11 protein-coding genes are annotated in these 12,737 nt (G+C 61.1%); 7 read left to right on the top strand and 4 right to left on the bottom strand.

The features are described from left to right. Nucleotides 1-97: 97 nt before the first annotated feature. Genes FFV09_RS00510 through FFV09_RS00500 form a run of 3 tightly spaced genes read left to right on the top strand, consistent with a single transcriptional unit; the run spans nucleotide 98 to nucleotide 2,344 of the window. Complete coding sequence (locus FFV09_RS00510) at nucleotides 98-631, top strand: RNA polymerase sigma factor (protein WP_141445857.1); 534 nt, start codon at nucleotides 98-100, stop codon at nucleotides 629-631. Next, entirely contained in the window at nucleotides 628-1,104 is a 477-nt protein-coding gene (locus FFV09_RS00505) for a hypothetical protein (protein WP_141445856.1), read from the top strand. The genes FFV09_RS00510 and FFV09_RS00505 overlap by 4 nt, the downstream gene beginning before the upstream one ends. Beyond that, nucleotides 1,085-2,344, top strand: a complete 1,260-nt coding sequence (locus tag FFV09_RS00500) for a multi-tm2 domain protein (RefSeq protein ID WP_141445855.1) — start codon at nucleotides 1,085-1,087, stop codon at nucleotides 2,342-2,344. Before FFV09_RS00505 ends, FFV09_RS00500 begins: the two co-directional genes overlap by 20 nt. Nucleotides 2,345-2,515: 171 nt before the next feature. Here FFV09_RS00500 and proC read toward each other — a convergent pair whose 3' ends face one another. The 4 genes from proC to FFV09_RS00480 form a co-directional block, all read right to left on the bottom strand. Further along, complete coding sequence (gene proC, locus FFV09_RS00495) at nucleotides 2,516-3,394, bottom strand: pyrroline-5-carboxylate reductase (protein WP_141445854.1); 879 nt, start codon at nucleotides 3,392-3,394, stop codon at nucleotides 2,516-2,518. A gap of 80 nt (nucleotides 3,395-3,474) precedes the next feature. Continuing rightward, nucleotides 3,475-4,788, bottom strand: a complete 1,314-nt coding sequence (locus tag FFV09_RS00490; protein WP_141445853.1) for a glutamate-5-semialdehyde dehydrogenase — start codon at nucleotides 4,786-4,788, stop codon at nucleotides 3,475-3,477. Nucleotides 4,789-4,869: 81 nt separating this feature from the next. Beyond that, on the bottom strand, nucleotides 4,870-5,973 hold the full coding sequence (gene proB / locus FFV09_RS00485; RefSeq protein WP_141445852.1) for a glutamate 5-kinase: 1,104 nt from the start codon (nucleotides 5,971-5,973) through the stop codon (nucleotides 4,870-4,872). Nucleotides 5,974-6,392: 419 nt separating this feature from the next. Continuing rightward, on the bottom strand, nucleotides 6,393-7,310 hold the full coding sequence (locus tag FFV09_RS00480; RefSeq protein WP_141445851.1) for a LysR family transcriptional regulator: 918 nt from the start codon (nucleotides 7,308-7,310) through the stop codon (nucleotides 6,393-6,395). Between the two features lie 235 nt (nucleotides 7,311-7,545). Here FFV09_RS00480 and leuC point away from each other — a divergent pair, with 235 nt between their 5' ends. The 4 genes from leuC to FFV09_RS00460 all read left to right on the top strand — a co-directional run bounded on the left by leuC (nucleotide 7,546) and on the right by FFV09_RS00460 (nucleotide 12,632). Then, nucleotides 7,546-8,967, top strand: a complete 1,422-nt coding sequence (gene leuC, locus FFV09_RS00475; RefSeq protein ID WP_141445850.1) for a 3-isopropylmalate dehydratase large subunit — start codon at nucleotides 7,546-7,548, stop codon at nucleotides 8,965-8,967. Nucleotides 8,968-8,995: 28 nt separating this feature from the next. Continuing rightward, nucleotides 8,996-9,598 (top strand): 3-isopropylmalate dehydratase small subunit, encoded by a 603-nt coding sequence (gene leuD, locus FFV09_RS00470; protein WP_141445849.1) that lies wholly within the window; start codon nucleotides 8,996-8,998, stop codon nucleotides 9,596-9,598. 278 nt (nucleotides 9,599-9,876) lie between these two features. Next, the gene (locus FFV09_RS00465; protein WP_170314884.1) at nucleotides 9,877-10,842 is read left to right on the top strand and encodes an ABC transporter substrate-binding protein; all 966 of its coding nucleotides are present in this window, start codon (nucleotides 9,877-9,879) and stop codon (nucleotides 10,840-10,842) included. Between the two features lie 371 nt (nucleotides 10,843-11,213). Next, complete coding sequence (locus FFV09_RS00460) at nucleotides 11,214-12,632, top strand: N-acetylmuramoyl-L-alanine amidase (protein ID WP_141445847.1); 1,419 nt, start codon at nucleotides 11,214-11,216, stop codon at nucleotides 12,630-12,632. Nucleotides 12,633-12,737 lie beyond the last annotated feature (105 nt).

The raw sequence follows: 12,737 nt of genomic DNA, 5'->3' as shown, positions 1-12,737 counted from the left end.
AAAGATTGCAAAAAGGTTCGCCAAACTTGCAGGGGCATCGGCTAGGCGGCGCGTCTATTCGGCGGGAAAGGGGGAGAGCACGATTGACGAACAGGAATTGATCCGCGGTATTCTGCGCGGCGACCGCGACGCGTTTCGCGAACTCGTCGACACGTACAGGCAGCACGTATTTCGCGTCGCCTTCTCGGTACTGCGCAGCGAGAAGGATGCCGAAGACGTCGCGCAGGAAGTATTTATCCAGATTCATAAATCGCTCCCCGATTATCGTTCCCAAGGATTCAAGACGTGGATTTCGCGCATTGCGACGAACAAGGCGATCGATTTCAAGCGCAAGCAGAAGCGGCGGCGCGAAGATCTGTACGATTCGGAACCGGCTCTGCTGCGGATCGTGTCGGGAGACGAAGCGCCGCTTGCCAAAATGCTGCGCGAGGAGCAGTCGGAAGAAATGCGCAGGCGTCTGGCCGATATGCCCAGAGGTCATCGCGACGTGATCGAAGCTTTTTATTTTCAAGGCAAAAACTACGAACAAATCTCGGCGGAAATGGACGTTACGGTCAAGACCGTCGAATCGAAATTGTACCGGGCGCGAATGTGGATTCGTCAGCACTGGCAGGAGGAGGAATGGCGATGAGCGAGTTGGAACGTTACGGACCGCAGGAATGGATGCGCTACGTGCGGGGCACGCTGGCCGAGCCGACGAGGGAACGCCTGGAGCATTTGCTGGAGCAGGGCGACGAGCAGGCTTTCGGCCAGTATCTGGCCGCGCTCGAAAACGTTGGCGGAGAGCTGCCCGGCCTTGCCGACGAAGAAGCGTTCAGCGAACGGGTCATGGCGTTTATTCCGGAGCGCGCCGACGAACAGGGAGGCCCAGGCTATTTCGGCCGCAGATGGAGAGAGCCGATCGTGCTCTATACGGTCGCGGCCGCCGCCGCGCTGCTGCTGACGTTCACCGGCACGTTCGACCGGATCGGCGAGCAGGCAGCCAAAGCGGCGGGCGAAGCGGGAAAAGTGTCTTACAGCCAGCGGCTGACGGATGGAGCGTCGACGTGGCTGGGCGGCTTCAAAGCGAAAGGGGAAAGCGACCATGAATCGACAACGAAGTAAACTTGCGGCGCTGCTGCTGAACCTGGTGCCGGGCCTCGGCCATGTATATTGGGGCAATCGCTCCCGGGGATTTATCTACTTTTTGCTTCCGCTGTTCATGCTGATCGGCGGAGGGTTGCTGGCGGCGATCGCAGAAAGCGACGCGCCGATGGCATTGGGCATAGCGGGAACCTGCCTCGTCTGGTTTATCAGCATGTTCGACATGCTGGTCGCCGTGCTCAGCCGGCCGCTCGGACCGGACGCGCCGTACGGTTATTACGGTCATGCGCCTTCCGCTCCGAGACATCCGGGCTATGCGGAAGATCCGTACGGCGCTTACCGTTCGGGCGAATCCGGCGCACCGCGAACGGCGGACAGGGAAGAAGAGCCGCGGGCCGGATTCGGGCCGGGCGAAGAAGCTGATTATCCGCCGTACCCGCCTTACCCTCCGGTCGGAGACGGGCGCATGCTGCGCGAACCGAATTATTTTTCCGACGTGCAGCGGTTCTGTACCGTCGTGTTGAGCTTCGTGCCGGGACTCGGCCATTTGTACATGGGCCTGGTGCAGCGGGGCGTCTCGTTTCTGGCCGCCTTTTTCGGACTGACGACGGCGCTGGTCTTCCTGAGTATTTTTACCGGCGAAGAGACGTTTCTGATGTTTCTCGGCGTGCTGCCGATCATCTGGATCTACGGCATGTTCGACGCGGTCCAACTGGCCGGACGCAAAAGCCGCGGCGAGCAGCTGCGCGACTTTTCGCTGATCGAACGCTGGGACATGGGGCGCGACGGCAGCGGGAAAAGCCGGACGATGGGCCTCCTGCTTGCGATCGTGCCGGGCGCGGCACATATGTATCTGGGCCTTATGAAGCGCGGGGCGCAGCTGATGATTCTGTTCTTCGGCAGCATCTACATCCTTGACGTGCTCGGCTTGTCGATCTTCCTGTTCCTCGTGCCGCTCATTTGGTTCTACGCGTTTTTCGACGCTTTGCAGCAGGTCGGGCGCTACGGCCGGGAGCCGCTGGTCGACAAGCCGCTGCTGGACAACTTCGAAGCGAACCGCGGCTGGCTCGGCGTGCTGCTGGTGGCGCTGGGGCTGTATTACGTGCTCAAAACGCTCGTGATGCCGTTTATCGACCTGTATCTGCCGACGCTCGGATTCCTGCATGAACTGGAACCGTATATCCGCAACGCCGTCGTGGCGCTGCTGCTGATCGGCGGCGGCTTCAAGCTGATGAAGACGGGACGCCGGGCGAGAGCCTGAGTGCGGGAAAAGCGCAAGAGCAGGAGCAGGAGCAAGCAGGCTGCCTATAACGTTAAAAGCCCGTCCGTTTTCGGAGTACGCTCCGGAAACGGACGGGCTTTTGCGTTCATGTGGTTCATGTCGTTCATATGGTTCATGTCGTGTCAGGGAACGGTTCCGGCGCCGGAGGCTTCAGTTCGACTCCGCGTTCGGCAGTTGGCTCTCCAGCTCCCGGCCCATTTCGGCCGAGCGCTCCGAGCAGCGCTGAGCGGCCCGGATCAGGGCGCCGTGAAAATCGCTTTCGTCAAGCTTGGCGATCGCCGCCTGGGTCGCGCCGTTCGGCGAAGTGACCTTGCGGCGCAGTTCGGCCGGTTCTTCGCCGGTCTGGCGTACCATTTGGGCGGCGCCGAGCACGGTCTGGACCGTCATCTCGCGCGCTTGTTCGGGCGTGAGCCCGCCGAGCTCGGCCGCTTCGATCAGCGCCTCCATCAGGTAGTAGACGTAGGCCGGACCGCTGCCGGAGATGCCGGTCAGGGCGTCGATCTTGTCTTCTTCGGTCTCGACGACGACGCCGACCGCTTCGAACAGCAGGCGGGCGGTGCGGCGCTGCGCTTCGGACAATCCGTCCGAGAAGCTGACGCCCGTCACGCCCAGGCCGATCGAACTCGACGTATTGGGCATCGTGCGGACGACGGGCTGCTCCGGGCGGTTCAGCAGGCGGCGCAGCGTGTCGATCGACAAGCCGGCGATCATGGACACGATCAGCGTACGCGGGCCGACCAGCGTCCCGAGCTGCCGCAGCGCTTCGGCGGCGTCTTTGGGCTTCATCGCGAGGATCACGACCGGGAAGGTGCGCAGCACCTGCTCTTTCTCGGCCGGGTCCTGCGTGCCGTTCGTGCCGTAGCGCTGGCGAAGCCGGTCCAGCTTCGATTGGTCGCTCCGGTTCAGGAACGTGATCTGTTCGGGCGCGATTACCGCGCGGGCGATCAGCCCCCGGGCGACGGCTTCCGCCATCGAACCGGCCCCGAAAAAGCAAACGCGGTCTTCGATCAGCATGCGGGTCTGGGTCATGGGAGATTCATCCTTTCGCTTCTGGGAAAATGGGGTGGAGCGTATGCTCGCGATCAACGCGGCCGCAGAGTCGCGGCGGCTTACGGGCGAATCTGACCGGTGCCGTAGATCCGGTATTTGGACGAAGTCAGCGCCGGGAGTCCCATCGGTCCGCGGGCGTGCAGCTTTTGCGTGCTGATCCCGATCTCGGCGCCGAAGCCGAATTCGAAGCCGTCGGTGAACCGGGTGGACGCATTGTGGTACACGGCAGCCGCGTCCACTTCGTTCAGGAAGCGGACGGCGTTGACTTCGTCTTCCGTCACGATGCACTCGGAGTGCTTCGTGCCGAAGCGGGAGATATGGGCGACCGCTTCGTCCAGGCCGTCCACGATTTTGATATTCAGAATATAGTCGTTATATTCCGTACCGTATTCTTCGTCGGAAGCGGGCTTCGCTTCCGGCAGCAGGGCGCGGGTCCGCTCGTCGCCGCGCAGTTCGACCTTGAGCCGCAGCAGCTCGTCCGCAAGCGCGCGCAGTCCGCGCTGCGCGAAGTCCGCATGGACGATCAGCGTCTCCATCGAATTGCAGACCGAAGGGCGCTGCACTTTGGCATTGATCGCGATCTCGGCGGCCATTTCGGCGTTCGCCGAAGCGTCGAGATACGTATGGCAGACGCCGGCGCCCGTCTCGATGACCGGCACCGTCGCATTGCGCACGACGTTGTCGATCAGGGAACGGCCTCCGCGCGGGATGATGACGTCGAGCAGCCCGTTCAGCTTCAGCATCTCGTCGACCGAAGAACGCGACGCGTCTTCGATCACCTGAAGCGCTTCGGGCGGCAGCGCCGTGCCGGCCAGTGCCGCGCGCAGCACTTCGGCAATACGCCGGTTGGTGGACAAGGCGGCCGAACCGCCGCGCAGCACGACCGCGTTGCCGGTCTTCAGGCAGAGCGCCGCCGCATCGACCGTGACGTTCGGGCGCGCTTCGTACACAATGCCGATAACGCCGAGCGGCACGCTGACTTTCTCGATCCGCAGCCCGTTCGGGCGCTCGATCGTCTCCAGCACTTTGCCTGTCGGGTCCGGCAGATCCGCGACGAGCTTGAGCGCGTCGGCGATCGACGCGATCCGCGCTTCGCTCAGCATGAGCCGGTCGAGCAGCGATTCGCTCGTGCCGTTTGCGCGTCCGCGCTCCAGGTCTTCGCGGTTCGCTTCGATCAGCGAAGCCGCTTCCGCGTTCAATGCGTCGGCCATCGCGAGCAGGGCCGCGTTTTTCTCGTCGGTGGACAGCGAAGCCATCCGGCGCGCGGCGGAGCCGGCCAGGATCGCTTTGGCGCGCACTTCGCTCTGCACCGCGCCGCCTGCGGCCGTGGAATTGGCCGTTTGTCCGTTTTGTTCGATCGGTGATTGATTCATATGGCAATCCTCCCTGTTACTGGTATGCGTTATTGGTGTGTGTATGGGTATGCGTATGGCTGTGCGTTATTCGGTCCCGGCTCAGCCGAGCGAGATCCATTCGTCGCGATGGATCGCTTCGAGCCGGTGCAGGCCGTTCAGCGTCTCCAGCACCCGCGGTCCCGGCCACCCGCAGACGCGCTGCAGGTCTTCCATATCGTAGTTGACGACGCCGCGTCCGACGACGTCGCCGCCTGGGCCGCGCACTTCGACGACGTCGCCCGCGTGGAACTGCCCTTCGACAGCGGTGATGCCGACCGGCAGCAGGCTGCGGCCTTCTTCGGCGAGCGCGCGCTTGGCGCCGGCGTCGACGATCAGCGCGCCGAGCGGCCGGGACAAATACCCGAGCCACTGCTTTTTGACGGACATGGAAGAGAGCGTCGTCGTGAAATGCGTGCCGCGGCCGCGGCCTTCCGCCGCGTCCGCCAGATCGCCGGTTTCGGTGGCGCGGCCGACGAATACCGGCACGCCTCCGCGCGTGGCGATCCGCGCCGCGTCGAGCTTGGACCGCATGCCGCCGGTGCCGACGCTGCTTCCGCTGCCTCCGGCCATGCGGTAAATATCGTCGCTGATTTCGCCGATCGCCTCGTATTTGATCGCGTTCGGGTCCTGCCGCGGATCGGCGCTGTACAAACCGTCCGTATCGGTCAGGATCACGAGCCGCTCCGCTTTGACCAGATTGGCGACGAGCGCGGACAGCGTATCGTTGTCGCCGAATTTCAGTTCGTCGACCGAGACCGTGTCGTTTTCGTTGAAGATCGGCAGAATGCCACGTTCCAGCAGTTCCTCGATCGTCATGACCGCGCTGCCGATCCGTTTGCGGCTGTGAAAATCGGTGCGCGTCAGCAGGATTTGGGCCGCCACGTGGCCGTGCCCGGCCAGCGCTTCCTGGTAAGCGCGCATGAGCAGCGCCTGCCCGACGGCGGCCGAAGCCTGCTTTTCGTGCAGCTTCCTGGGCCGCTCGGGATAGCCGATCGCCCGGAAGCCGGCCGCGACCGCTCCGGACGTAACGAGCAGCGGCTGAACGCCGCGCCGGTACAGTTCCGCCAGTTCGCCGGCGAAGTACGCAATCGCTTCGCGGTTCAATCCGCCCCGGCTTCCCGTCAGCGAACTGCTGCCTATTTTGACTACGATCCGTTTTTGCATGAATATCTCCTTCTTTCTGCGGGCAGCGTACCAAAAAAGCTTCCGTCCAGGCGCAGCTTATGCTGCGCGAAGGACGAAAGCCCGATCTGTGCTTCCGCGGTACCACCTTGATTGACGGCCTAAGCCGTCCCGCTCGACCCCCGATAACGGAAAGGGAACCGTCCGGGATTGGAGCCCGGATCGCTCGGAGGTAGGATTCGGAAAAGTCCGACCGTGAATTCTCGCAGCCGAGGCGCGGCCTTCGGACACTCTCGCGCCCAAGCCGTACCTGTGGAATTCACTCTCTGAAAGGCGGATCTTCTCGTACTGGCCCCGTCATTGCGGCATGACATTTGGTTTTTCCTAGAATAGCACGCAGAACCCGGTTTGTAAAAGGCGGAATTTGCGCCGAGCGCAGCGTCGGCTCCGCATGCGGCGGTTCAGGAACGTTCGAGCCGCTGCATCGTGCTGCGCAGCGTGCCGATAAACGCTTCGGCCGCTTTGGACAGCGAACGGCCTTTGCGGTAAGCGATGACGAGCGTGCGGTAAGGCACCGGGTCGGCGAGCGGGACGTAGACCGGCAGCAGCTCGCTGCGCCTCGACCGGGAGACGAACCGCGGCACGAGCGTGACGCCCATGCCGGCGGCGACGAGCGATTGCAGCGTCTCCATATTGCTGCTCTCGAACACGACCTGCGGCTCGTAGCCGGCTTCGCGGCACAGATCGAGCACCATTTTGCGAAACCCTTGCCCCTGCTTCAAAATGATAAACGGTTCGTGCTCCAGCTCGCGCATCGTAATGCCCGCGGCGGGAAAAGCTTCGGAGCGCAGCGCGAGCGGATGGTTCGGAGGAACGGCCAGGTCGATCGGTTCGTCGGCAATCCATTCATAGTCGAGCGTCGGTTCGCCAAGCGGCAGCGACAGCAGACTGATGTCCGTTTTGCCGCCCGCGGTCAGCCGTTCCAGATTTTGCGACGTGTCTTCGAGCAGCGTCACGTCGATACCGGGGTAGCCATCCCGAAACGCCGGCAGCACGTGCGGAAGCAGGTGGGAGCCGGTCGTCGGCATGCTGCCGACGGTGATCCGCCCTTTGCGCAGCTGCGAAATGTCTTCCATCTCGACCCGCAGCAGATCCATTTCGTCGACGATCCGCTGCGCGCGCTTCATGAACTCGCGTCCCGCGTGCGTTAGCTGGACCGTGCTCGTGTTGCGCTGGAACAGCAGCACGCCGAGTTCCTTTTCCAGTTTGGAGAGCTGCTGGCTGAGCGAAGGCTGGGCGATATGCAGCTTCTCGGCCGCCCGCGAAAAATTGCGCTCGGCGGCGATCATGAGCGCGTATTGAAGCTGTCTCAATTCCATGTGGGGGAAGTCTCCTTCATTGTGTACGTTCGCGTCCATTCGCGTAAGCGGACAGTCTTCCGTTTTATTTTACAGGGAGATTCTCTTCCGCGTATATAGGTAAAACCTATCAGTATTATAGTTATTATATCTTGGAACAATGAGACAACTCCATGTTATATTTAACCCACTAACAAAACCTGGCCTCGGGAATCGCGAAAGTGGCCGGTTTGAATCCAGCAGCGGGGTGAAGAAGATGAGTAAAAAAACGATGTACGAAAAGATTTGGGACAATCACGTTATTCATCAAGAAGAAGGCAAGCCGGCCATCATCTATATCGATCTTCATTTGGTCCACGAAGTCACGTCGCCGCAGGCGTTCGAAGGTTTGCGCCTGAGCAACCGCCCAGTCCGCCGTCCGGACCGCACGTTCGCGACGATGGACCACAACGTGCCGACGACCGACCGTTTCAATATCAAAGACCCGATCTCCAAGCAGCAGATTGACACACTGTCGCAAAACTGCAAAGACTTCGGCGTCAAACTGTTCGACCTCGACACGATCGACCAGGGCGTCGTACACGTCATGGGACCGGAGCTGGGCCTGACCCATCCGGGCAAAACGATCGTCTGCGGCGACAGCCACACGTCCACGCACGGCGCGTTCGGCGCGTTGTCGTTCGGTATCGGCACGAGCGAAGTGGAGCACGTGCTCGCTACCCAATGTTTGCAGCAGGGCAAGTCCAAGACGATGGAAGTACGCTTCGTCGGCAGCCGCAAGCCGGGCGTCACGGCCAAGGACATGATTCTGGGCGTTATCGCCAAGTACGGCACGGACTTCGCGACGGGCTACGTGCTGGAATATACGGGCGAGTCGATCCGCAGCCTGACGATGGAAGAGCGCATGACGGTCTGCAACATGTCGATCGAAGGCGGAGCGAGAGCGGGACTGATCGCGCCGGACGAGACGACGTTTGAGCATATCCGCGGACGCCAGTACGCGCCGCAGGGCGAAGCGTTCGAGACGGCGGTCGCCGATTGGAAGCAGCTCGTGACGGACGAAGGCGCGCAGTATGACCGCGTCGTCGAATTCGACGTCGATTCCCTCATTCCGCAGGTGACCTGGGGCACAAGCCCGGGCATGGGCGCGGACATCGATTCGGTCGTGCCGAATCCGGCCGACTTTACGACGGAGAACGAACGCCGGGCCGCTGAAAAAGCGCTGGAATATATGGACCTCGTGCCGGGTACGCGCATGTCCGATATTCCGATCGACTACGTGTTTATCGGTTCCTGCACGAACGGCCGTATCGAAGATCTGCGCGCCGCCGCCGAGATCGCCAAAGGCTACAAAGTCGCGGACCAGGTCACGGCGATCGTCGTCCCGGGTTCGGGCCGCGTCAAGCTGCAGGCCGAAGAAGAAGGATTGGACGTCGTTTTCCGCGAAGCGGGCTTCGAATGGCGCGAAGCGGGCTGCAGCATGTGCCTGGCGATGAATCCGGACGTGCTTCAGCCGGGGCAGCGCTGCGCTTCGACTTCGAACCGCAACTTCGAAGGCCGTCAGGGCCGCGGAGGACGGACGCATCTCGTCTCGCCGGCCATGGCCGCCGCTGCGGCGATCGAAGGACATTTCACCGACGTACGCGATTGGACGTTCAAGACCGAAGTCGTCAGCTGACCAAATCTCCGGAAAGAAGGGATCTCGCATGGAAGAATTCAAACAATTAAACGGACTCGTCGCCCCGGTGGATCGGGTCAATGTCGACACGGACGCCATCATTCCCAAGCAGTTTCTCAAGCGTATCGAACGGACCGGCTTCGGCCAGTTCCTGTTTTTCGAATGGCGTTTCGCCGAATCCGGCGAAGTGAATACCGAATTCGAAATGAACAAACCGCGTTATACGGGAGCGGAAGTGCTGATCTCGCGTGCCAACTTCGGCTGCGGATCGTCCCGCGAGCACGCGCCGTGGGCGATACTGGACTACGGATTCCGCGTCGTGATCGCGCCGTCGTTCGCCGATATTTTCTACAACAACTGCTTCAAGAACGGCATTCTGCCGATCCAGCTGTCCGAAGAACAGGTGCAGGATCTGTTCGCCCGCACGGCCGAGCATGAAGGTTATCGCCTGAACGTCAATCTCGAAGAGAAGACGCTCACCGACGCTTACGGTCTGCGTATCGATTTCGATCTGGACGAACATCGCCGCCAGTTCCTGCTTCAGGGCCTGGACGATATCGGCTTGACGCTGCAGCACGAATCTTCGATCTCCGAATACGAAGCGAAGCGGGCCGAACGGACTTACGTGTAACGCCAGGGCCGTTCGCGGCACGCAGTAGAACGCGGCAGCACCGATAAGAACAGAAGCAGCAGCGCCGTTTGGCCTTAGGGCCGGCGGCGCTTTTCGGCGTGGTCGGTCAGGATGCAACCAAGCGTCAATCAAGTGTCAATCAGGCGTCAATCAAGCGTGAATTTCAAAAGGCTGGCCGGCGTCGGCAAAGTCTGCTAGACTGGTGTGTATTGATAATGATTATCAACGTTGGGTCTACAGAACGAACAAGTCAGAACGAAGAAGTCAGGAGAATGAACATGAACAAAAAGCAAAACACAATATGGGCCGCCGCCGCGCTGCTCGGCCTGGGGCTGCTCGCAGGCTGCGGCTCCGATTCGAAGCCGGCGGCATCGGAAGCGTCGGCGCCGGTGTCCGGTTCCGCGATCCGGCTGACCGGCACGTCGGGAGACGTGGACCTGGCCAAGCCGGCGGCCCGGGTCGCGGCGCTGGAATGGTCGTTCGCGGGCGATCTGCTGGCGCTCGGCGTGACGCCGGTCGGTATCGCCGACGACGGCAAAGCCGCCGCGATGCGCAAGCTCAACGGCGGACAGCCGCTCGATTATGCCCCGCTCGGGGAAAGGTCCGCGCCGGACATCGAAGCGATACTGGCCAGCGCGCCGGACTTGATTCTGGGCGATACCGATCGCCATACGGCCATTCTCGACAAATTGCGGGCTGTCGCCCCGACGCTGATCCTCAACAGCCGCAAAGGCTCGTACGACGACAGCCTCGGCGATTTCCGCCAGATCGCGGCCGCGGTCGGACGGGAAGCGGAAGGCGAAGCGCGGCTGAAACAGCATGCCGAAGCGATGGAGCTGCTGCAAGCAAAAGCGGAAAAGCTGCCGGTTCGCAAAGTGTTGATCGGCGTCGCCCGCAAAGACGGCCTGAACGCGCACAGTGCGTTTTCGTACGCGGGTCAGGTGATACAGCGAATCGGGCTGGAGAACGTGGCAAGCGGCAGCGAGGAAGAGCCGTACCCGGAACTTGGGCTCGAAGGCATCGTCGAAGCCGATCCCGACGCGATCTTTATCGCGACCGACGACGAAATGCCGATTACCGACCAGTGGGCAAAGACGTCCGTGTGGCAAGGACTGCGCGCGGTCAAAGCGGGCCGTGTGTATGAAGTCGACCGCGACGTCTGGACCCGTTTCCGCGGCATTACGCCGGCGGAAAGTATCGCGGGCGAAGCGATTTCGCGGCTCGAATCCGTCTCTTCGCAGTAAAGGCGCAGATTCGATAACGACCGGGCGGCGTGCGGCAGAAGTGCCGCACCGACCGAATACGGGATCGTTTCAGGTGCCGCGCGCAAAAAAAGCAAAAAAAAGACGGAAGGTTTTTTCGCAAAGCTCTAAGCTTCGCGCACCTTCCGTGCCGATACATAAGAAATAGCCGTCAACAGCCGAATCGAATTCGGAATTGATGACAGAATTGAAATAAAAGCCGCAACTTTCGAGAAAAGTCCGCGTCTAAGCTTAACGTGAGCACCTGTTGGGATGTCAATAGTTCGGAATCTTTCCGACCGCGTTTGGGAGCAAGCGCGGGAAGAAGGCAATTCCGGCGAAAAAAGCGAAAAAGTTAGAGGTGGATGTGAAGAATGAAAAAGTACGTGTTAACGACAGTAATGGCAGTCCTGATGCTGATGTTCTTGCTCCCGCATACGGGACAAGCGGCCTCGTCGGACACCCGAATCATGCTGGACAATCGAGAATTGGCCAATGCGGACGTCTTGACCGTAAGTCAGACGACGATGGTTCCGATCCGGGTCGTCTCCGAGGAACTGGGTTACAAGGTCGGATGGAACCAGGCGGCTCAGCAGGTTACCATCGGCAGCGGTGCGGATACCGTCGTACTCACCATTAACCAGAAAGCGGCTACGGCAAACGGAGCGATCGTGCCGCTTACGCAGCCGGCCATGGCCCAAAAAGAAACGACTTACGTTCCGCTGCGTTTCGTCAGCGCACAGCTCGGTCTGCAGGTCAAATGGCAAAACGCGGCCAAGACCGTGTATCTGTTCACGCAGGGCAATCCCGCGGGCGGACAGGTCGGAGCGAATCCGGGCAGCACGGACGGAGGCACGGTCGTACCGGGCACGCCCGTAGAGACGCCGGTTACGCCTTCGGCGGAAGTCAAAGCGATCAGCTTCAGCGACAATCGCCTGATGATCTCGACCGACAAAGCGGTCATCGCCAAAGATTCGGTGCTGTCGGGTCCCGACCGCATTCTGGTCGAACTGCCGAACACGCGGTTCGGCAGCTCGATCGGCGGCAATCTCGCGGTCGGCGAGATCGGCACGATCTCCGCGTCGAACGCGGACAACGTGTCGCAGATCCGCTACTTCGTACCGAAAGGTTCGACGAACAGCGTGCAGGTCGTGATCGACCTCAAAAGCGCCAACAACTATAAGCTGTCGACCGAAGGCACTTCGCTGTTCGTCACGCTCGACAAAGTGACGGCGCCGATCACGGGCGTAGGCGGCAACGGCAAAAAAGTGATCGTGATCGATGCCGGACACGGCGATCACGACCCAGGCGCGGTCGGACCGACCGGTGTGCGGGAAAAAGACGTCAATCTTGGCCTGGCGCTCAAAGTCGCCGCCATTTTGAAAAAGAACCCGAACGTCGACATCGTCATGACGCGCAGCGACGATACGTTCCTGGAACTCAAAGAACGCGTCCGCGTCGCGAAAAACGTCAACGCCGACGTCTTCGTCTCGATTCATAACAACAGCGGTTCTTCGGCCGCAAGCGGCACCGAAACGTACTATCAGCGCGGAGACAGCAAAGCGCTTGCGACTACGCTGCACAAGTACATTCTGGCCGCTACCGGCTTCAAGGACCGCAAAGTCCAATACGGCAATTTCCACGTCATTCGCGAAACGACGATGCCGGCCGCCCTGCTGGAGATCGGCTTCGTAAGCAACGCCGCGGAAGCGGCCCAGCTCAGAACGGAAGAGTTCCAGCAGCGCGTGGCAGAAGCGATTGCCCGCGGCCTGACCGAATATCTGGGCGTGTAAAAGCCTGCAGCTTGCAAATAGTTACGATTCTTTCATATATTCGCCGCCGGCAGGAAAGCAAAACGCCGGCGGCGAATTGCTATGTTTAGCGCTATTTCGTTTGGA

The sequence above is a fragment of the Saccharibacillus brassicae genome (assembly GCF_006542275.1).
Classification (GTDB): domain Bacteria; phylum Bacillota; class Bacilli; order Paenibacillales; family Paenibacillaceae; genus Saccharibacillus; species Saccharibacillus brassicae.
The sequence above is the reverse complement of the archived record's forward strand: the minus strand, read 5'-3'. Positions and strand labels throughout refer to the sequence as shown.